Source organism: Arthrobacter sp. BGA-UO-ETr-C19, from assembly GCF_059568005.1.
This window is the reverse complement of the sequence record NZ_JCAQPC010000023.1, coordinates 152,289-171,683: the sequence shown is the minus strand read 5'-3', so window position 1 is coordinate 171,683 and position 19,395 is coordinate 152,289. Positions and strand designations below refer to the sequence as shown.

Sequence of the window (19,395 nt, the reverse complement as noted above, 5' to 3'; positions counted from 1 at the left end):
TTCCATTTAGCTCCCTGTTCCCGTCCCGCTAGTCCCGGCGGCGGACCGTGAGCCCGCTGCCCAGTCGAGCGCCGCCGTCGGGCCCGGACAGTGCTTCCAGGCCCTCGACGGTGAGTTCCCCAAGGTCCGCGGCGGTGTCCACCAGGACCGTGTCGCCGTCGGAGATTTCACCGGCCAGGATGGCCTTGGCCAGCCGGTCGCCGATTTCGCGCTGCACGAGGCGGCGCAGCGGCCGGGCGCCGTATGCCGGGTCGAAGCCGGACATCGCCAGCCAGGAGCGGGCGCCTTCGCTGACCTCGAGCGAGAGCCGCCGCTCGTGCAGGCGCTTGGTCAGCTCCGCCACCTGCAGCTCGACAATGCGGGCGAGCTCCTCGACGGACAGCGGATCGAACAGCACCACCTCGTCCAGCCGGTTCAGGAACTCCGGCTTGAAGGAGGCGTTCACCGTGGCCATCACCGCATTACGCTTGGCGTTCGCATCCAGCGTCGGGTCAACAAGGAACTGGCTGCCCAGGTTGGAGGTGAGCACCAGGATCACATTGCGGAAGTCCACGGTGCGGCCCTGGCCGTCAGTGAGGCGGCCGTCGTCGAGCACCTGCAGCAGGATGTCGAACACCTCGGGGTGGGCCTTCTCCACCTCGTCCAGCAGCACCACGGAGTACGGCCGGCGGCGGACGGCCTCGGTGAGCTGGCCGCCCTCCTCGTAGCCGACGTAGCCGGGAGGCGCGCCGACGAGGCGCGCCACCGAGTGCTTCTCGCTGTACTCGGACATGTCGATCCGCACCATGGCGCGCTCGTCGTCGAACAGGAAGTCCGCGAGCGCCTTGGCGAGCTCGGTTTTGCCGACGCCGGTGGGGCCGAGGAACAGGAAGGAACCGGTGGGCCGGTTGGGGTCGCTGATGCCGGCCCGGGCACGGCGCACGGCGTCGGACACGGCGGTGACGGCCTTGGACTGTCCGATCAGCCGCTTGCCAAGTTCCTCCTCCATGTGCAGCAGCTTCTGGCTTTCGCCCTGGAGCATCCGGCCGGCCGGGATGCCGGTCCACGCCGCGATGACCTCGGCGATGTCGTTGGCGGTGACATCCTCCGCCACCATCAGGGCGGACTTGTCGGCGACGGCGGCCTCGGCCTCGGCGGCGGCGTTCAGTTCGCGTTCCAGAGCCGGAATTTCGCCGTAGAGGATCCGGGATGCCGTCTCCAGGTCACCTTCGCGCTGCGCCTTGTCCGCGGTGGACCGCAGCTCATCCAGTTTTGCCTTCAGGTCGCCCACGCGGTTCAGGCCCGCCTTCTCGGCCTCCCAGCGGGCGTTCAGGCCGGCCAGTTGCTCCTTCTTATCCGCCATGTCGGCCCGCAGGGCGGCGAGGCGCTCAACGGACGCGGCGTCCGTCTCGCCCTGCAGGGCGAGCTCCTCCATGGTGAGCCGGTCGACTGCGCGCCGCAGCTGGTCGATCTCCTCCGGAGCGGAGTCGATCTCCATGCGCAGCCGGGAGGCCGCCTCGTCCACGAGGTCGATCGCCTTGTCCGGCAGTTGCCGGCCGGAAATGTAGCGGTTGGAAAGCGTCGCGGCAGCCACCAGCGCGGAGTCGGCGATGGCAACCTTGTGGTGGGCCTCATACCGCTCTTTGAGGCCGCGGAGGATGCCGATGGTGTCGTCCACGCTGGGCTCTCCGACGTACACCTGCTGGAAGCGGCGCTCCAGGGCGGGGTCCTTCTCGATGTTCTCGCGGTATTCGTCGAGGGTGGTGGCGCCGATCAGCCGCAGCTCACCCCGGGCCAGCATGGGCTTGAGCATGTTGCCGGCGTCCATGGCGCTTTCGCCGCTGGCCCCGGCTCCCACCACGGTGTGCAGCTCATCGATGAACGTGACAATCCGGCCTTCGGAGTTCTTGATCTCCTCCAGGACGGCCTTGAGCCGCTCCTCAAATTCGCCGCGGTACTTGGCGCCGGCCACCATGGAGGCCAGATCGAGGGCGATCAGGGTCTTGCCTCGAAGGCTTTCCGGCACGTCGCCGGCCACCATCCTCTGTGCCAGTCCCTCGACGACGGCGGTCTTGCCGACGCCCGGTTCGCCGATGAGCACGGGGTTGTTCTTAGTCCGGCGGCTGAGCACCTGCACGACGCGCCGGATTTCGCTGTCACGGCCGATGACCGGATCAAGCTTCCCCGAACGCGCCACCGCGGTGAGGTCGGTGCCGAACTTCTCCAGGGCCTGGAAGGTGTTTTCGGGATCGGGCGAGTTGACCTTTCTGTCGCCACGGACGCCCGGAAGGGCCGCCCCCAGCGCCTCATGGGACGCGCCGGCATCGCGCAGCAGCCTGCCCACGCCGTCGCTCCCTGCCGAGAGCCCCAGCAGGAGGTGCTCGGTGGAGACAAAGGAATCGCCCAGCTTGTCTGCCTCGTTCTGGGCGTTCTGGATCGCCTGCAGGGAAGGCCGGGACAGCTGGGCCTGCTGGACCGAGCTTCCGGACGTGGCAGGCAGCGCCTTGATGGCGGTACTGGCCTGGACGCTGACAGCATCCGGGTCCGCTCCGGTGGCGCGGAGGAGTGCGACGGCGACACCCTCCCGCTGATCCATCAGCGCCTTGAGCAGGTGGGCGGGTTCCACCTGCGGGTTACCGGCCGTGGAGGCGTTCATGGCGGCAGCCGATAGAGCCTCCTGGCTCTTGGTGGTGAATTTGACGTCCAAAGAGAGCTCCTTTCAAAGACGGTTTAGCTGAGTTGAGTCTACTACGCTCAACTTTGCTTTTCAGGTCTTCACGGCCAAGTTTTCCCACAGCGAAATGCCCACTGCCGGTCAGGCGAATTTTCGGTGAATGGTGGCCCTTGAACTGTATCGCCGCAGGCCGAATCACCCTAGGATCGACCTGTGGCTGCGAGGGTCACGCCCCACCGCTCCAGAGACAGGACCAGCAATGAAGAAGTTTGTTGTTCTTTACAACGCACCGCAGTCGGCACAGTCCCAGATGGCGGAGAGTTCCCCCGAGGCCGCGCAGGAGGGCATGAAGGCGTGGATGGAGTGGGCGTCCCGGGCCGGCAGTGGCATCGTGGACATGGGCCAGCCCCTGGGCGCCGGCAAGGAGGTCAGCCAGTCGGGCACCTCGGACACGAACACGAGCGTGGGTGGATACGGCATCCTGCAGGCCGAGGACATGGACGGCGCTTTAGCCCTGCTCGAGGGGCATCCGCACCTCATGATGCCCGGCGCCAGCATCCAGGTCTACGAGACCCTGGACCTGCCCGGGATGTAGCTCCTACGAGCCCTGAATTCCCGAGACGCTGGTGATCCAGGCGAGGTTGCGGACCACGGAGGCGTGGTCGTTGTAGTAGTCAGTGAAATTCGACGGGGTCCGGGCCGGCAGGATGTCCGAGGTGGACAGGACCCCTGCAAGTTTGCCGTTCACGATCAGCGGCCCTCCCGAGTCGCCACTGAGCGTGTGGCCGCTTTCCGACCGCGTTCGGACAGACGGGCCGCCATAGTTGTCCACGCCCTGCCAGACCACCGAGACGGCCGCCGCCTTGAGGTAGTAGGACATGGCGCCGGACCCCTCGGACTGATCGCCCCAGCCATAGACCGCCGCGCGCGTTCCCGTGGCAGGAAAGGAACTGGACAGGCCCACATAGGAGCCGAAATACGGCGTGGACAGCTTCAGCAGCAGGACATCCCCGGCCGGCGCCGCATAGCGCGCGGCAACCGAACGGACCGCACCTCCGGTTCCGAGGTAGCTGGTGCCCAGGCGGACCGACCTCAGGCTTGTGGAGTTGCAGTGCTTGGCCGTGATGACCCAGCTCGCGCCGATCTGGCTGCCGGTGCACCCCACGTTGGCCCCTGCGGAGTCGAAGGAAACTTGCGCCACAAAGGGGGCGGCTGAAACTGTGGAGGTACTGCCGCCGGCGATGTCCCTGCTGAAGGTGCCGTCACCGGAGGGGGCCGGCACGTCCTTGGCAGGCGCTTCTATGGCCGGGGCTACTTCCTTGGCAGGGGCGGCCTGGGCCGGCGGGCCGCAAAGAACGGGAGCCAGCAGCGTCGCGCTGGCCGCGGCCGTGGCCAGGATTTTCGCGATCTTCACCGGGGGGCTCCTTAGCGTTGGGTGCGAGAGGTCCGACTGCGAGCGTACGTGCCGTGACAAGATTTGTCATATTCATTACGATTACTGTCACCGCCCCCGGGTCCGGACCCATGTATGGCATGGGGGCGCTGCGGGCATTACCCTGAGGGCCTAGCAGTAAATACCGTTCACCAGCCTGCAGCGGCATCAGGCTCGGTTCCGTGATGTGAGGGATCATGCCTGGACTGTCGAAAAAGTGGACATGGTCCGGCATGGCTCCCGCCGTACTCTCACTGGCGCTGCTGCTCACCGCATGCCAACAGGGTCCGCCCCCGCCGCCGTCGGGAACGACGGTTTCGCCTGGCACATCCGGACCGCCGGCAACCGCGCCGCCCAGCACGGCAGAATCCACCTCGTCCGCCGGGCCATCCTCACCGACAGAGCCCGCCGCCGTCCATTTCACGGCCCAGGGCGACATCGGGCTGGGCACGGGCGCACGCAAAGTGCTTGACGCCATCAACGGCCTCCGTCCCGAGCTGAACCTGGCCCTCGGGGATTTCTCCTACGAGGCAGGGCGCGAGCAGGAATTCTGCGACATGGTCACCGGCAAGCTGGGCGCGGACTTTCCCTACCAGGTGGTCACGGGAAACCATGAGAGCGACGGCCACGACGGCGACATCGCCAACATCGTCAACTGCCTGCCCAACAAACTGCCGGGGCTCCAGGGCGAGTATGGAATCCAGTGGTACGCCGACTACCCGGAACGGGACCCGCTGGTGCGCTTCATTATGGTGTCCCCCGGCATCAAGTTCCACGACGGAAACACCCTGGACTACTCCAGGGGCAGCGAGCGCTGGGCGTGGACAGCGGCCGCCCTTGACGGCGCCAGGTCCAAGAAGATCCCGTGGACCGTCGTCGGCATGCACACACCGTGCCTCAGCGTGGGCAAGTACGACTGCCAGGCGGGGCGTGACTTCACCAACCTGCTCATCGAGAAGAAGGCGGACCTGGTGGTGACGGGCCACGACCACAACTACCAGCGGAGCCATCAGCTGGGCCGCGGCCAGGATTGCCCGGCGCTGGTGCCGGACAGCTTCTCCGGGGGCTGCCTCGCCGACTCGGACAACGCCATGGTCCAGGGCGCCGGAACGGTGTTCGCCACCGTGGGAACCGGCGGCGTGGGGCTCTATGAAGTCAACGACCAGGATCCCGAATCCCCCTACTTTGCTGCCTGGTCCGGGAAGAACCGCGACGCCGCCCTCGGCACCCTGGATGTGACGGCCACCGCGGACCGGCTCTCGGCGCGGTTCATTCCGGCGGACGGCTACACGTTCACGGACAGCTTCGAGGTCAAACGGAAGTAGCCGAGCCGGCAAACCGTCGCCCCTACGCCCGCCTCCAGATGGCAATCCAGTCCAGGTAGACATGCCCCGCCGTCTCTGGCTTGGGGCAGCCGAACAGGCAGGCCTCGGTCTGGAGAATGTAGTGCATCGGGATATTCGGCGTCCGCGAGGTTCCCGCGCCCAGCGAGCGTCCGTCGAGGAAAAACTCGACCCTGCCCGGGCCCCACTCCATCGTGGCCACGTGCCACTGGGTGAAGGTGGTGTCGGAGTAGATGATATCGGTGGCGTAGGGGTCGTTTCCCATCTTGTGCACGGCGCCGTAGAACTTCGTGGAGAGGTCCCCCTCGGGGAAATCGAGTTCGCCGTCGCGTGGCCAGATCCCGCTGTCCGGCCACAGCAGCCAGGCCGTTTTGAAGCCGCGTAACGGATCGGCCTTGAACCGTACCGAGAACCTCCCGTAGAGGAGACTGTTGTCCCGGTGCGGGTTGGTGCTGCTGTTTGGGATTTTGGGGGTGGGCGCCGCCCCCATCGAGACGCCGTTTTCCGTGTGCAGATACCAGTCCAGCATGCCGTTCTTCACGCTGAGCACCTTGGACGGGTAGTAGCCCGACTTCGCGCCCCGCTGCCCGGCCGTGTCCGGGGTTCCGTCCACATAACCGGCGCTCCACTTCGCAGCATAGGCAGGGCCCGGAAATCCGCCAACGGGCACGTTTCCCTTGTCGAAGTCCTCCCGGAACACCTGTGTCCACCCGTGCAGGTCACCCATGGGCAGCTGGTTCAGCTTAGGGTCAGCTGCCGGCACCTTCTCCGTCAGCGGTCTTGGTGAGGGTGGTGCCACCGGGGCGGCTGTTGAGGGCGGCGCGGCTACGGATGGCCCCGCCGCCGGGGCCGCGGCCCGCGATGGCTTGGGACGGGATGACGACGGCGAGGCGGGCTTGGCAGCGTCCGCCGCCGGGGACGAGGACGCAGGGGACCCGGCTGCTGACGCAGCGCCCGTTTCGGTGGCGGAGGGTTCGGCGGCGGGCACCCGGTCCGGCGGAAGCCGCTGCGCTTCCGTGGCCACCGTTCCGTACACCGTCAGCGCCGCTACCGCCGCGAGCACAGCCAGCCGCCCGGGGAGGCTGGGCATCGTGCGGCGCCCACGGTGCCTGCCGTGAGCTGAGTTAATCATGGGGCAAGTGTGGCAGCCGGGACTAATGCATCCAAGGATTCTGCGACCCCCAAAACTGGGGCGGTTTCAAGGGTTCCCAAGCTTTTTACAAGTTGGCGGGCCGAACATGATCCGAGGGGGAGTGCAAGCAAAGTTGCCAGTACCGCAGCAGCAGGCGCTTCAATTTCCCGTATCCAGCCGGGGAGGCTGCTCGGGAGGGGCATAGGCATACGACTCCGATGAGTGGTGAGGCTAGTGACCATCCCCATACAAGTTTCAACTGTTCGTGCACCAAATCCGGTACCGGTACCCCTGGCCTCCATCAGCGTGGTAATCCCCACCCTCAATGAAGCCATGAACCTCCCGTGGGTCCTTCGCCGCATGCCCTCGTATGTGGACGAGGTGGTGATCGTCGACGGCCGTTCCCTGGACAGCACGGTCGACGTGGCCCGGGCACTGCGCCTGGACGTCGTGGTGGTCTCCGAACCCCAGGCCGGAAAAGGCTTCGCAGTACGGGCCGGACTGGCCGCGGCATCCGGGGACATCATCGTCATGCTGGACGCCGACGGAAGCATGGATCCGCAGGAAATCGGCTGGTTCATCTCGCCGCTCCAGCATGAATTCGACTTCGTCAAGGGCTCGCGGTACGTCACGGGCGGAGGCTCCGAGGACATCACGCTGCTCCGCAGCGCCGGCAACCGCACCCTGACCCGCCTCGCCAACCTTGTCCTGCACAGCAACTATTCGGATCTTTGCTACGGCTACATCGCCATGCGGCGGGAGTGCCTGCAGATCCTCGAGCTGGAGTCTGAGGGGTTCGAGATTGAAACCGAACTGATCGTCCGTGCTTCCAGGGCGGGCCTGCGGATCGCCGAGGTGCCCAGCAACGAACTGACCCGGATCTCAGGCAACTCCAACCTTCATACCTTTCGCGACGGGTGGCGGGTACTGCGGACCCTGGCCCGTGAATGCGTGGGCTGGGAAGCACCCACGGCCGGCGCCCGGCCAGAGTCGCTCAGGCGCGTGAAATACAGGTACCCCAGCTTGACCCTCCCCCACATTCCGACGGATCCGGCAACCGTCCTTGGCCTGATAGCGGGTGATTACAGTGAACCACGGTGAAGGGCTCCCGGCCGTTTCGGTAGTGATCTGCTCCTACACGGAAGACCGGTGGGACAGGCTGATGGCCGCCGTCGAATCCGTCCGCGCCCAAACGGTACCGCCGCAGCAAACAATCGTGGTGGTCGACTACAACGTTGATCTCTACAAGCGGCTCATCTTCACGGTCGATGATGTCGTGATTTTGGAGAACACGGGTGCCAAAGGCCTCTCCGGAGCACGGAACACGGGGGCCGCGGCGGCAACTGCCGGCGTCGTTGCCTTCCTCGATGACGATGCCGTGGCGGCCCCGGACTGGCTGGAGCGGCTGACGGCCCTCTACGACGACCCCGACGTGCTGGCCGTGGGCGGACGCGTCCTGCCGGACTGGGAAACAAGCCGGCCGGCCCATTTCGGCGAGGAGCTGGACTGGATCATCGGCTGCACGCACCGCGGCATGCCCAAGGTGGCGGCCGAAGTGCGCAACGTCATCGGCGCCAACATGTCCTTCCGCTCCCAGGTCCTTGAGGTGGTGGGAGGTTTTAATACCTCCCTGGGCCGCCAGAACTCACTGCCCCTGGGCTGCGAGGAGACGGAGATCTGCATCAGGGCGGCCATCGGTTCGCCCGGTGGCCGAGTGGTGTACGAACCGGCGGCACTGGTGAACCACTACGTTCCCGCCCAGCGGGGCACGCTGGGCTACATGCTGCGGCGCGCCTGGTCAGAGGGGATATCAAAAGCCCTGGTCAGCAAGATCGTCGGCCACAAGCGCGCCCTGGGGCCGGAGCGCCGGTACGTCCGCAGCGTGCTGCCGCGTGCCGTGGCGGCGGGGATAGCAGGCAGGATCCGGGGAACGGACCCCGCCGGCCTGCGACGCGCACTGGCCACGGTGGCCGTGCTGGCCGTAACTACCTGCGGGTACATCCGGGGACGCCGCCTGCCCCTTGATCCGGCGGACGCGGGACTCGCGCCGCACGAGCCACACGCCAGCTGGAGGGAAGTCAAATGATCCGGATGTACCAGCAGTACACGCCTGACTCTTTGGTCAGCACCGCCGATACCACTGGAGGGTACGGGGCATGAGCCAGTCCGAAAAAGACGTCCTGCGGGATTCTCTCCCGTCCACCGGCGCCAGCTTCGATGTCCACGGCCTCGTGGGCATCGATGTTGCCCCCGGTACCCCCGGCGAAGCGCAGCTGCGCGACATGCTCGCTCCGTTCCTGGGACCGTCGCGGGCACCGCTGCGGCTGAGCGTCAGCGCGGAAACAACGGAGGTGGCGGAACAGTCGCACGCCGAGGACGCCTACCGCTTCACGCCCGAGTCGCTCTACATTCCCGCGGACCGCGTCCAGGTCCAGGAAACCCGCGACGGCTACTCCGTCCAGGGCCGTGGCGAACTGCTGACCGCCGTCATCCCCCTGCTGGACCGGCTCTGCATCCGGCAGAACGCCGCCATGATCCACGCCGCGGTGGTCGACTTCCGCGGCTCGGGAGTCCTCCTTCCCGCCTGGGGCGGCGTGGGCAAGACCAGCACGGTCGCGAAACTCGTGGCCATGCCCGGCGTTCGCTTCATGGCCGATGACTGGGCCTTCCTGGATGCCGACGGCATGCTCATGGGCTACGCGAAGCCGATGTTCCTCAAGCCGCACCACCGCAGGATCTACCCCGAGGTGTTCAGCGGTGCCCGCAAGCCGCTCGCCCCGGGCTGGCTCACGAATTCGGTGGCCCACCTCGCCACGGCCGTGCACCCGGTGATCGTCCGCTACCCGAAGACCGCCGCCTTCACGCGCCGCTGGTCCCCGGAGCACCGGATGGTCCATCCCGAGATGGTCTTCGGGCAGGAGGGCATCTCGTCGGCGGCGCTCACCCGCCTGGCCATCTTCCTCGAACGCTATGACGGGTCCGAAGCCCGGCTGGAGACCCGAAGCCGCGAATGGATGACATCCCGCATCGTCGGGAACTTCCATTCGGAGCTCCCACTGGTGTCACGTCGGCTGATCGAGGCCCTGGGTGCGACCGGCCTCGTTCCGCTGGAGGAGTTCTTCAGCCAGAAGGCGGCAGTGGTGCGCCGGGCCCTGGACGACGTGCCCTGCTCCCTGCTCCGGATACCCGCCTCGTGGTCCGCCGACCGGACGTCCGACTACGTTGCCGGCCTGATCAACTCCAAGCTGGCCGAGTGACGTGGGCGCGCATGTGAGCGACCTCGAGGTGTCCGTGGTGGTTCCTGCGCGCAATGCAGCCCGCTGGCTGGGCGAATGCCTCGAGTCCATCCGCGCCGAAAGGCCGCGGGAGATCATCGTGGTGGACGGCTGTTCCACGGACAACACGGTGGAGATCGCGCTGTCCATGGGCGCCCGCGTCATCTCGGACGAGGGCCGCGGCCTGCCGGCAGCGCGGATGCTCGGCGCCGAGAACGCCTGCTCCGACCTGGTTGCCCTGATCGATGCCGACGTCGTCCTGCCGCCGGGCGCCCTGGGCGGGCTCCTGGACGAATTTAAGGCCTGCGGCTACGACGGCCTGCAGTTCGGTCTGGTCAGTGAAGCGGACGGCCCCGGGTACTGGGGCGCGGCCTTGACCTGGCACCACATCCACAGCCGGGTCCGTTCGTGGTTCGGCGTGTGCGCCACCCTCATGTTCCGAAAAGTCCTGCTGTCCGTGGCGTTCGATGACACCTTCCGCTCGGGTGAGGACATCGAGCTCAGGATCAGGCTCGAAGAGGGCGGCTACCGGCTTGGCGTTTCCAGCACCACCGCGGTGCGGCACCGGTTCATGGACACGTTCGACGCCGCCCGCGACAAGTGGCTCCAGGACGGCGCCGGGCTGGCCCGCACGGCCCGCAAGCACCCCGGCCGTGCCGGATGGCTTGTGCTGCTGCCGCTGCTGGCGACCATCCGCGGCGTCGGCATGTCGTTGCTGCATGCGCCCCGGTTCCTGGCGTACTGGGCCTGCTTCCTCGTCTACAACTACAGGTCGATGTTCGGCGAACTTATGCGTCCGCCCGGCACCGGGCTGTCCGTGAGCGGGAACGCGGCCTGGCTGACCGCCGCCCGGGTGGCCCCGATGGCCACCGGCTTCGTGTTCTGGGCGATGGCCGCGATCATGCTCCCGCCCGCGCAACTCGGCATGGGTTCCGCAGTGGTGGCCGCAGCGCTCCTGACCGTGCAGCTGGGGATGTTGGGAGTGGGGCCGGCCACTTTGACCCTGCTCCCCGAACAGTCCGACGGCGGCCGCCGGCTGGTTGCCAGCAGCCTCCTCACCGTCGGGGTTTCCACAGTGATTTTGTCCGGTGCCGTGGTAGCGGTAACCTCCTGGGTGGGGTCCGGCGTCGGCCTGGCCTGGAACGATCCCGTCATGACCGGATTGTTCGCCGTTACGGCCCTATTTGCCGCGGCCGCGTACCAGCTGGACCATGTGGGCGTGGCACAGGAACGCTCCGACCGTGCCCTGGTTAGGAGCCTTACCCAGAGCGTCGTGCAGCTGGCTGTGCTGGCCTTTGCCCTCGCAGGCGGAATCCGGGAAATGGCAGTGGTGGTCGGGGCGGTGGCCGCCGGAGCCCTTGCCAGCGTGGTCCTCGGGCTCCGCCAGCTCCACCGCGCCAAGGTGTCACCCGACTGGAAGCACGGGCTCCGCGTCGGACCGGCCCTGCGGCTGCTGAAGCCCGGCCTGCCGAACCATGCGCTGATGCTCGCCGACCGCGCCCCCGGCTACGTCCTGCCGCTGATCGTGGCCGCTGTCCTCGGCCCGGCGGCAACGGCGTCCTGGTACATGGTATGGATGATGGCGGCAGCGGTCTTCTTTGTGCCCCAATCCGCCGGACTCTCGCTCCAGACCGCACTGGCCGGCGGCAGGTCACGTCCCGGGCTGGTCTCGTCGGCGCTCAAGGCCAGCCTCGCCTTCACTCTGGCCGCCATTGTGCTACTGCTGGCCGCCGGCCCTTTCCTTCTTCGTTTCCTTGGCCCGGAGTATGCCGCGGCCGCCATCCTGATTCCCGTCCTGGTGCCGGCCGTGCTGCTCGGCTGCGTCACCCAGGTCTACTTCGGCCTGTGCCGCGCCCGGGGCCGGCTCGCCGAAGCTACGGCGGTGGCGGTGTCCGCAGCCGTCCTCATCGTGGCCCCGGCCGCCTTCACCGCCCAACAGTTCGGCCTCACCGGCGTCTCGGCCCTCTGGTCCGCCGCCCAGGCCGCCGCAGCCCTGGTAGCCGTCTGGCGCCTTCGGATGCTGACCTCCGCAATGCCCGCCGCTGGACCGGTCCAGGTTGCATCAGCGGTCTTTAACCAGCCGACGGAAATCGAGAAGCCATGACACCTGAACCCACGTCCACAGCACCGACGGCGCCACCGTCACCGGCCCCACCGACGCCGGCGCCGCCCTCGCATGCCCCGCACCGGCACGTCGAGCCGAAGCACGGCGAAACCCAGCACGGCAGCGGCCACCACGACGCTAAACACGGTGACACCAAGCACGATGGGCACGCCGAAACCAAGCACAGTGGTGCCAGGCACGGCGGGACGGAACCGCCCGCCGTCGTACATCACGGCCCCACACCACCTTGGAAGCTGGTCACGCTGGCTGCCTTGGCGGTCGCGGCGCTTACCCTCGGGATCTGGAGCCTGCTCACCGTAGATCCTGCCCGGATTGGCGGGACGGGGCTCGTGGAGGCGGTACCGCCGGCCTTCTTCATTGCCGTCCTCCTCAGCCTGACCGGGTTCGTGGCAACGCTTAACCTGCGCCGACACACCCCGGCGCTGCTGGCCACCCAGGTGCTGGTCCTCGTGGTGATCCTGCACGCCGCCGACCCCATCGTCCACGGCCTGCCCCGGCTGACGGCCAGTTACCGCCACCTTGGCGTCGCCGACTACATTGCCAGCTCCGGGCAGCTGGACACGAACCTCGACGCCTACTTCAACTGGCCCGGATTCTTTTCTTTTCTGGGGCTGCTGTCCGGTGCCACCGGCGTCAGGGACCTGATGGGCATCGCCACATGGGCACCCCTTGGAATGAACCTGCTGCTGCTGGCGCCGCTCCTGGCCCTGGCCAGGAGGCTTACCTCCCGCCCCCGGCAGGCATGGGCCGGCGTCTGGCTCTTCTATCTGGCCAGCTGGGTGGGGCAGGACTACCTCGCGCCGCAGGCCTACGCCTTCCTGCTCCTGGTCACGCTGGTCGCATGCCTGCTGAGCGCCTTCAGCGGCTGGGCCTGGCCGACCGGCAGCAACCGCTTCACGAGGTTCCTGGCCCACCACGTGACCAGGCTTGATCCGACTGTCCCGCACCAGGGGATGTCCAGCCCTCCGCCGGTGGACACCGCAATCCTGCTGGTCATCAGCGCCGGCCTCCTCGTGGCCATGACGGCCTCGCACCAGCTCACGCCCTTCGCGGCCATCCCGATCCTCACCGTGTTCCTCCTGAGCGGCCGGCTCCGGATGCCGTCCCTGCCGATCCTTGCAGTGGTACTGGCGTCCGGGTGGCTCGTGTTTGTGGCGAGCGACTTCTTTGACGGCCACCTGGCCCAGCTGTTCGGATCGTTCGGCGACGTCGAGGCCCACACCCTCGGGGTCATGACGCAGAGGGTTGGCGGCAGCGACCCCCACGTGCTGGTGGTTTACACCCGGCTGGCCGAAGTGGCCCTGGTTTGGCTTCTGGCCGCATTCGGGGCTTTTCTGGCGCACCGGCGGCGCACAGCCTGGCTTACCGCGGCGCTCGGGGCACTTGCTCCGCTCACCCTCATTCCCGGCCAGCCCTACGGCGGCGAACTGCTGATCCGCCTGTACCTGTTCAGCCTGCCGTTCGCAGCCTGCCTCGCCGTACTGACGCTCCTGCCGGACCGTCCCGGCGGTCCCGGCTGGCGCCGTGCATTTGCGCTGCTGGTGATGGGAGCCGTCCTGGCATCCGCCACCGTCGTCAGCCGGTACGGCAACGACAGCATGGAGAAGTTCGCGCCGGACGAAATCGCACTGGTCAACCAGCTCTACGCGACGGCCCCGCAGGGATCTGTCCTCATTGAGGTGGTGCACGACACTCCATGGAAGTTCCAGAAGTACGCGGACTACGACTACCGCGCCCTGCTTCTGGCCGAGCCGAGGCCCGGCGCGGAACCGCTGACCTGCGATCCGGCCAACAGGATCGCCCAGCAGTCAGGTGCCTACCTGATCGTCACCACAAGCCAGAAGCGGGCCGCGGACCTTCTCGAAACAACACCCCCGGGGGATCTTGACCGCTTTATCGCCACCTGTGGCAGTTCGCCGGGCTGGTCGAAGTTGTTTGAGAACGCCGGTGGGGTGGTCTTCCACATTCAAGGAGCAGGCAATGGCAATTGAACGTAAACACATCGCATGGGTGGTGGCCGCCGTTGCAGTTGCCGCGGTGCCGCTGGCATTTTTCGGTCCGGAGGGACTGCGGATGGTGGTCATCGGCCTTCTGATGCTCGCCGGCCCGGGAACGGCCCTGGTGCTCTATATTCGGCTCGGCTCGTCAGGCACTGACGACGCCGACGGCGCCGGCGCCCACCGCTCGGCCGCGCAGAGCACCCTTCCGCTGGCCATCTCCATCGCCGTGGCGTCAAGCCTGGCCCTCTCCACGATTGTCGCGACGGCCATGGTCTTTGCCCGGATGTGGGCGCCGCCCGTGGCAGTGCTCGTGCTGTCACTGGTCACCCTCCTCCTGCTGGTCCTGGGAGCCAAGAGGTCCACGGTCTCCGCGGCAGGTGCGTCATGATCGTCTTTTTGGCTGGCTTTGCCACCGTCGTGGCAGTGGTCACGTGTGATGCCTTGCGCATAGTTCGGCCGGATGCCCCCCTGCCGAAAGCTGCGGTGTACGCCGCAGCGGCTCTCCTTTCCCTAATCTGCGTTTCGCTTCTGACCAGGCTCATCCAACTGCTCTGACGGCGTTTCGCTCCTGGCGCGGCCTGTCCGCCGCTGGACCGGGACCGGCACATGATGCCGGCGACCCCTGAACCGAACACGATAGTGAGGACTACCAAATGAGCAAGCTGAAGAAACTGGGCACCCTGGGCACCGTCGGCGTCCTGATGACGGGCGGGCTGATCCTCGGATCGTCCCCGGTGGCCAATGCTGTGACCTGCAGCAATTCCAAGACACTGCCAACAAACTCGCTGACCGGCACCTCCGTGGCTGCCACGAGCTTCGAGGCGGCGTCCTTCACACCGTTCGTCCCCTCGACGGCGACCACCGGAGCCGCGACGATCAGCACGTCGCAGCGCCGGACGGGCACCTGCTCCGCGAAGTTGCACGTGACCGCTGACTCCGGCTCGGTGGCGAAGATGTCGGTCTCCTTGGGCTCCACCCCCGCTAAGAAGGCTAATGCCGATGGCTGGTTCAACATCACCACGGCGGGTGTCACAGGGAACGATGTCCCGTACCTGCGGTTCTTCTCGAACGGCACGCGGATCGCGGACATCTACCGCTACAACAGCAACGGCCAGCTGTGGCTGCGCATCACGGCGCCGAACGGCACGTTCTCCTACACCAAGCTGAAGTCCTCCAGCATCCCGCTGAGCACCTGGCACCGCGCCCAGATGGAGGTCACGGCCAACGGCAGTGCCTCCACCATCAAGGTGTGGTTTGACGGAGCACTGGAGTTCTCCAGCAGCGCGGTGAACCTCGGCGTCTCAAGCCTGACGCATGTGCAGCTTGGGGCGGAGCACTCCCGCCAGATGGGTGACGAATACATCGACGACGTCATCGTCAAGAAGACGTCGTAGCTGCAGCGGGTTCGCCCTATTACGGCACGGCAGGCGGTGGCCGGTAGTACGCCTGCCGTGCCGTGCTGCGCGGGCGCGGACTCGTGCTGCGCGGGCGCGGACTCGTGCGGGCACCGACTAGACTCTCCCCCATGGCCGTCTACCTCGATCCGCCGCTCTGGCCTGCCCACGAAACTCTGTTTTCGCACCTGATTTCGGACACCTCCCTGGTGGAACTGCACGCGTTTGCAGCCGCCGCGGGCATCCCGGAGCGGGCATTCGACGGCGACCACTACGACGTCCCGCAGCGCCGCTATGACGATCTGGTGGCTGCCGGCGCCATTGAAGTGGAGGCCCGGGTCCTGGTCCGTAAACTGATCGCCAGCGGGCTCCGGATCCCGGCCCGCAGCCGCACGAAGTCCCTCAAGACTCCCTTGCTCAACCGCTGGAACATGGTGATGCCAGGCCAGGACGCCCTGTTCCTGGACCTGCTGGACCGCTGGAGCGAGAGCCACCGCAGGTACCACGGCTGCACCCACCTGCTCGCCGTGCTGGAAGCCCTGGACCTGCTCACCGCACCCGCCCGGCCGCCGCGCACCGTCCTGCTGGCGGCTTGGTTCCACGACGCCGTCTACCGGGGAGTCGCCGGCCAGGACGAGGAGGAATCCGCCCGGCTCGCCGAACTTAGACTCGGCCAGGCCGGCCTCCCGGATGGCGACGTGGAAGAGGTGGCGCGGCTGGTCCGGCTCACCTCGGATCACCGGCCGGCGGAAGGGGACGACGACGGCGCCCTCCTCTGCGACGCCGACCTGTCAGTTTTGGGCGGGGAACCGGAGCCCTACGCCCGATATGTGGCTGCCGTCCGGGAAGATTATGCGCACATTGGCGACGCCGATTTCGCGGCCGGGAGGGCCGACGTCGTCCGCCAGTTACTGGCACTGGACCCGCTCTTCCATACCGAGCGGGCCCGAAAGCTGTGGCTGGACGCCGCACGGCGGAACCTGCAGGGCGAACTGGCCCGACCGGCGCCTCGCCTGAACTGACAGGCCGGTTGAACTGACAGGCCGGTGCGGGGTCAGCGGTAGGCGGTGATGAACGGCCTGTCCGTGGGCACGATCTGCTTGCCCAGCGGCATCAGCGAAACCGGGATCAGCTTCAGGTTGGCAATGGCCAGCGGGATGCCGATGATGGTCAGGGCCATAGCGATTGCCGTGACCACGTGCCCGATCGCGATCCAGATGCCGGCCACCAGCAGCCAGATAACGTTGCCGAGCAGTGCAAAGACGCCGTTTCCGCCCGGCTTATCCACCACCATCCGCCCAAAGGGCCACAAGGTGTAGGACGCGATCCGGAAGGAGGCGATGCCCCAGGGGATGGTCACGATGAGCAGGCAGCAGATGATCCCGGCCGCGAAGTAGCCGAGCGCCAGCCAGAAACCGCCGAAAACCAGCCAGATGATGTTCAGGAGTGTCTTCATCCGTCCATTCTGCCGCTCGCGGAGCCTGGATGGCCTCGGGACCTGCCCTGATTTAACCCTTAACTTGGGCGCTGCGAACTTTCACCTTTGGCAACATCCACACTTTGGCCAAGGCGGGGGACCCCGGCAGCCGCGACCAGCAGCGCCAGGAGCCCAAGGCCCAGCGGCAGCGAGGCGGCGGTGGCCACGGCTCCCACCAGAAGGGGGCCGCCGGCGTCGCCGAGTTCGCGTCCCAGCTCGGCCGACCCCATGGTCCGTCCCATCCTGTCCTTCGGCGTGCTGTCCGCCAAATGTGCAAAGCCCAGCGGCGTGGCCGCGCCCACGCCGGCGCCAATGACCGCCGCGGCGATGAAGATGGTGACCGGCCCCGGGGCGATGGCCACCAGGGCCACCCCCGCGGCGGTGAGCAGCAGGCCCGCGCGCATCCCGCCGGCGTCGCCGATGCGGTGCATGTCGCGCATCGCTCCGATCCGCGGCTGGACCAGCAGGGAGGCGACGGCCAGCACACTGACGGCGGCCGTACCGGCCACCGGATCCAGGCCGTGCTGCACCGCAAGGGCCGGGAGGAAGCCGATGGCCGCCCCCATGGCCGCCATCGATGCTGCCAGCACCAGGGTGGGCACCAGGAACCTGCGCTCGGCGACCTGCCGGGCCAGGTCCAGAACGGTGTACCGCTGGCGCGGGAGCGGCGGCAGGTGCGGCACGGCCAAAAGGACCCACAGGGCGGTGGCTGCGGCCAGCACCGACAGGGCCCCGAACAGCAGCGCAAAGCCGCCGGCGGCGATCAGCGCCGCGCCGAGCAGCGGGCCGACCACATACCCGAGGCTCTTCCAGGACCCGTACCTGCCGAAGAAGGTCCCGGCATTCTTCCCTGCCGACAGCCTGGCCACCATCGCCGAGGACGCCGGGGAGAACGCCGAGGCCGCGGCGCCCTGGCCCAGCCGGGCAAGGCCCAGCAGCAGCGGATCGGCCGCCCAGAGTCCGATCAGGGACAGGACGGCGAAGCCGATGAGGCCGCCGACGATGACCGGCTTGGCGCCGATCAGGTCGCTCAACGCGCCAAAGACGGGCTTGAGGAACACCTCGGAGATGTCGTAGACGGCCAGCAGGATGCCCAGGTTCAGCAGGGTCAGTCCGATGTTTCCGCTCTGGGCGCCCATGCCGGCGGCAATGCTGTGCGCGCCGAACGCGGTCACGAACCCGGCAGCGTAGAGGGGTGCCGCGGGTGTCGGGGCGCGCGTCGCCTGAGTCACGGGACTGTGAATGCCGGGGTCACGGGGCGGTCAGCCTTTGGCTGCCGACACGAACGCCCTGATCTTGGCCAGGTCCTTCACTCCCCTGCTTTGTTCGACGCCGGAGGAGACATCCACGCCCCACGCCCCCGCATCCCGGGCGGCCTGGGACACGTTGGCGGAATCAAGGCCACCGGCCAGGAGCCACTGCCGTCCCTCGAGGCCCTTGGCGCGGACGGAGCCGTAGTCCCAGGCCTCGCCGGAACCGGGAACTGCGGCGTCGATGAGGAGCAGCTCTTCTCCCCAATCGGCGAACGTGTCCGGTGCGGCGCCCATGGTGACGGCGCGGATCACTTTCATGCCGGCGTCGTGCACCGTTTTTACGTCGTCCGGGGTGCGCTCACCGTGAAGCTGGATCCAGCTCAGCCCGGCCGCGCGGGCGATGGCCACGGCGTCCACTGCCGGTTCGGCACGGAACACCCCGACGGCGGCCACACCGTCGGGCACCGCCCCCACGAGCTTGGTGACCTGCGCAGGCGACACCGCCCGGGGGCTGGCCGTCAGCACGAAGCCCACGGCGTCCGCTCCGGCCTCCACGGCCTCCCGGATTGATTCAGGCGTGCTCAGGCCGCAGACTTTGACGAACATTTACCGGCTCCTTGTAGTTATACGCGTCGCCCACAGCCGCAGCGATCCGTCGCCGACTTTACGCGGGGAGGGAGGGCGCGGGCAACGCCCGGATAGGCTGGACTGATGCAGATCATCCGCTTCGCCGACCTCAAACCCCAGCCCTGGCGCAACGGCGGCGGGGTCACACGGGAATTGGCCAGCCATCGCGGCGCGGCTTCATCAGGGGCCGCCTCATCAGCAGACGGGGCGTGGGACTGGCGGGTCAGCATCGCCGACGTCACCAGCGCCGGGGAATATTCCACCTTTCCCGGCATGGAACGTGTGCTGACGGTCGTCGAGGGCGAACTGCTGCTGCTGGCCGTGGACGGGACCGAGCACCCGCTCGAAAAGTACCGGCCCTTCCGGTTCCCCGGCGGCGCGGCTTCCTCCTCCGCCCTGCCCACCGGGGACATCCGCAACCTCAACGTCATCGCCCGGGACGGGGCCTTCAAGGCGTACACCTCGATCGTGGAGCTGTCCAAGAAGCGCGCGCATCCGGTGTTCAAGGGCCAGCTGGGCATCCTGCTGCAGGGACAGGCCGCGGCCAATGTGGAGCAGGACAGCGCCCCCGTGCCACTCGGCCGCTACGACGCGGTGGTGGGTTCGGACAGCCAAACGCCGGAAATCCTGGGCCGCGGCTTTCTGGCCGTGGTCTCCATCGATCCGGTGACCGGCTAAGCGGCT

General features: G+C 67.5%; 17 protein-coding genes. 11 read left to right on the top strand and 6 right to left on the bottom strand.

The genetic code is table 11. The annotated features are described in order from the left end of the window. Window positions 1–28 precede the first annotated feature (28 nt). Window positions 29–2,686: an ATP-dependent chaperone ClpB gene (clpB, locus tag AC57BR_RS16945; protein WP_496362598.1), complete on the bottom strand. Its 2,658-nt coding sequence runs from the start codon at window positions 2,684–2,686 to the stop codon at window positions 29–31. A gap of 226 nt (window positions 2,687–2,912) precedes the next feature. Here clpB and AC57BR_RS16940 point away from each other — a divergent pair, with 226 nt between their 5' ends. Further along, a complete protein-coding gene (locus AC57BR_RS16940; RefSeq protein ID WP_306926337.1) occupies window positions 2,913–3,248 on the top strand; it encodes a YciI family protein in 336 nt (111 codons plus the stop codon). A gap of 3 nt (window positions 3,249–3,251) precedes the next feature. Here the strand turns inward: AC57BR_RS16940 and AC57BR_RS16935 are convergent, their stop codons facing one another. Next, window positions 3,252–4,067 carry a S1 family peptidase gene (locus AC57BR_RS16935; protein ID WP_496362595.1) on the bottom strand — a complete coding sequence of 272 codons (816 nt, stop codon included), beginning with the start codon at window positions 4,065–4,067 and terminating at the stop codon, window positions 3,252–3,254. Window positions 4,068–4,318: 251 nt separating this feature from the next. Here AC57BR_RS16935 and AC57BR_RS16930 point away from each other — a divergent pair, with 251 nt between their 5' ends. After that, window positions 4,319–5,410: a metallophosphoesterase gene (locus AC57BR_RS16930; RefSeq protein WP_496362593.1), complete on the top strand. Its 1,092-nt coding sequence runs from the start codon at window positions 4,319–4,321 to the stop codon at window positions 5,408–5,410. A 22-nt stretch (window positions 5,411–5,432) separates the two neighbouring features. Here AC57BR_RS16930 and AC57BR_RS16925 read toward each other — a convergent pair whose 3' ends face one another. After that, window positions 5,433–6,560, bottom strand: a complete 1,128-nt coding sequence (locus tag AC57BR_RS16925) for a glycoside hydrolase family 16 protein (protein WP_496362591.1) — start codon at window positions 6,558–6,560, stop codon at window positions 5,433–5,435. Between the two features lie 234 nt (window positions 6,561–6,794). On the opposite strand from AC57BR_RS16925, the gene AC57BR_RS16920 reads away from it, so the two are divergent. The 8 genes from AC57BR_RS16920 to AC57BR_RS16885 all read left to right on the top strand — a co-directional run bounded on the left by AC57BR_RS16920 (window position 6,795) and on the right by AC57BR_RS16885 (window position 16,376). Then, complete coding sequence (locus AC57BR_RS16920; protein WP_496362589.1) at window positions 6,795–7,661, top strand: glycosyltransferase family 2 protein; 867 nt, start codon at window positions 6,795–6,797, stop codon at window positions 7,659–7,661. Continuing rightward, on the top strand, window positions 7,648–8,646 hold the full coding sequence (locus AC57BR_RS16915; RefSeq protein WP_496362587.1) for a glycosyltransferase: 999 nt from the start codon (window positions 7,648–7,650) through the stop codon (window positions 8,644–8,646). Before AC57BR_RS16920 ends, AC57BR_RS16915 begins: the two co-directional genes overlap by 14 nt. A 70-nt stretch (window positions 8,647–8,716) precedes the next feature. Next, window positions 8,717–9,817: a hypothetical protein gene (locus AC57BR_RS16910; RefSeq protein WP_496362585.1), complete on the top strand. Its 1,101-nt coding sequence runs from the start codon at window positions 8,717–8,719 to the stop codon at window positions 9,815–9,817. 13 nt (window positions 9,818–9,830) lie between these two features. Further along, window positions 9,831–11,939, top strand: a complete 2,109-nt coding sequence (locus AC57BR_RS16905; RefSeq protein ID WP_496362583.1) for a glycosyltransferase — start codon at window positions 9,831–9,833, stop codon at window positions 11,937–11,939. Next, the gene (locus AC57BR_RS16900; protein WP_496362581.1) at window positions 11,936–13,951 is read left to right on the top strand and encodes a hypothetical protein; all 2,016 of its coding nucleotides are present in this window, start codon (window positions 11,936–11,938) and stop codon (window positions 13,949–13,951) included. The genes AC57BR_RS16905 and AC57BR_RS16900 overlap by 4 nt, the downstream gene beginning before the upstream one ends. Continuing rightward, window positions 13,941–14,348 (top strand): hypothetical protein, encoded by a 408-nt coding sequence (locus AC57BR_RS16895; RefSeq protein ID WP_496362579.1) that lies wholly within the window; start codon window positions 13,941–13,943, stop codon window positions 14,346–14,348. The genes AC57BR_RS16900 and AC57BR_RS16895 overlap by 11 nt, the downstream gene beginning before the upstream one ends. Before the next feature lie 265 nt (window positions 14,349–14,613). Continuing rightward, window positions 14,614–15,354, top strand: coding sequence for a hypothetical protein (locus AC57BR_RS16890; protein WP_496362577.1), 741 nt, complete (start codon window positions 14,614–14,616; stop codon window positions 15,352–15,354). Between the two features lie 131 nt (window positions 15,355–15,485). Then, the gene (locus tag AC57BR_RS16885) at window positions 15,486–16,376 is read left to right on the top strand and encodes a DUF4031 domain-containing protein (protein ID WP_496362575.1); all 891 of its coding nucleotides are present in this window, start codon (window positions 15,486–15,488) and stop codon (window positions 16,374–16,376) included. Window positions 16,377–16,408: 32 nt separating this feature from the next. Here the strand turns inward: AC57BR_RS16885 and AC57BR_RS16880 are convergent, their stop codons facing one another. From AC57BR_RS16880 to AC57BR_RS16870, 3 genes are read right to left on the bottom strand one after another with little or no spacing between them, the layout of a single operon-like run. Continuing rightward, window positions 16,409–16,810, bottom strand: coding sequence for a YccF domain-containing protein (locus tag AC57BR_RS16880; protein ID WP_496362573.1), 402 nt, complete (start codon window positions 16,808–16,810; stop codon window positions 16,409–16,411). Between the two features lie 59 nt (window positions 16,811–16,869). Beyond that, a complete protein-coding gene (locus AC57BR_RS16875) occupies window positions 16,870–18,063 on the bottom strand; it encodes an MFS transporter (protein ID WP_496362571.1) in 1,194 nt (397 codons plus the stop codon). 30 nt (window positions 18,064–18,093) lie between these two features. Continuing rightward, window positions 18,094–18,690 (bottom strand): phosphoribosylanthranilate isomerase, encoded by a 597-nt coding sequence (locus AC57BR_RS16870; RefSeq protein ID WP_496362569.1) that lies wholly within the window; start codon window positions 18,688–18,690, stop codon window positions 18,094–18,096. A gap of 105 nt (window positions 18,691–18,795) precedes the next feature. Here AC57BR_RS16870 and AC57BR_RS16865 point away from each other — a divergent pair, with 105 nt between their 5' ends. After that, the gene (locus AC57BR_RS16865) at window positions 18,796–19,389 is read left to right on the top strand and encodes a HutD/Ves family protein (RefSeq protein WP_496362567.1); all 594 of its coding nucleotides are present in this window, start codon (window positions 18,796–18,798) and stop codon (window positions 19,387–19,389) included. The last annotated feature ends 6 nt before the right edge of the window (window positions 19,390–19,395 follow it).

Coding starts and splice junctions, on each gene's coding strand:
- AC57BR_RS16940 (WP_306926337.1), top strand. CDS start 2,913: ATGAAGAAGTTTGTTGTTCTTTACAACGCACCGCAGTCGGCACAGTCC.
- AC57BR_RS16930 (WP_496362593.1), top strand. CDS start 4,319: ATGGCTCCCGCCGTACTCTCACTGGCGCTGCTGCTCACCGCATGCCAA.
- AC57BR_RS16925 (WP_496362591.1), bottom strand. CDS start 6,560: ATGATTAACTCAGCTCACGGCAGGCACCGTGGGCGCCGCACGATGCCC.
- AC57BR_RS16910 (WP_496362585.1), top strand. CDS start 8,717: ATGAGCCAGTCCGAAAAAGACGTCCTGCGGGATTCTCTCCCGTCCACC.
- AC57BR_RS16900 (WP_496362581.1), top strand. CDS start 11,936: ATGACACCTGAACCCACGTCCACAGCACCGACGGCGCCACCGTCACCG.
- AC57BR_RS16895 (WP_496362579.1), top strand. CDS start 13,941: ATGGCAATTGAACGTAAACACATCGCATGGGTGGTGGCCGCCGTTGCA.
- AC57BR_RS16890 (WP_496362577.1), top strand. CDS start 14,614: ATGAGCAAGCTGAAGAAACTGGGCACCCTGGGCACCGTCGGCGTCCTG.
- AC57BR_RS16885 (WP_496362575.1), top strand. CDS start 15,486: ATGGCCGTCTACCTCGATCCGCCGCTCTGGCCTGCCCACGAAACTCTG.
- AC57BR_RS16880 (WP_496362573.1), bottom strand. CDS start 16,810: ATGAAGACACTCCTGAACATCATCTGGCTGGTTTTCGGCGGTTTCTGG.
- AC57BR_RS16870 (WP_496362569.1), bottom strand. CDS start 18,690: ATGTTCGTCAAAGTCTGCGGCCTGAGCACGCCTGAATCAATCCGGGAG.
- AC57BR_RS16865 (WP_496362567.1), top strand. CDS start 18,796: ATGCAGATCATCCGCTTCGCCGACCTCAAACCCCAGCCCTGGCGCAAC.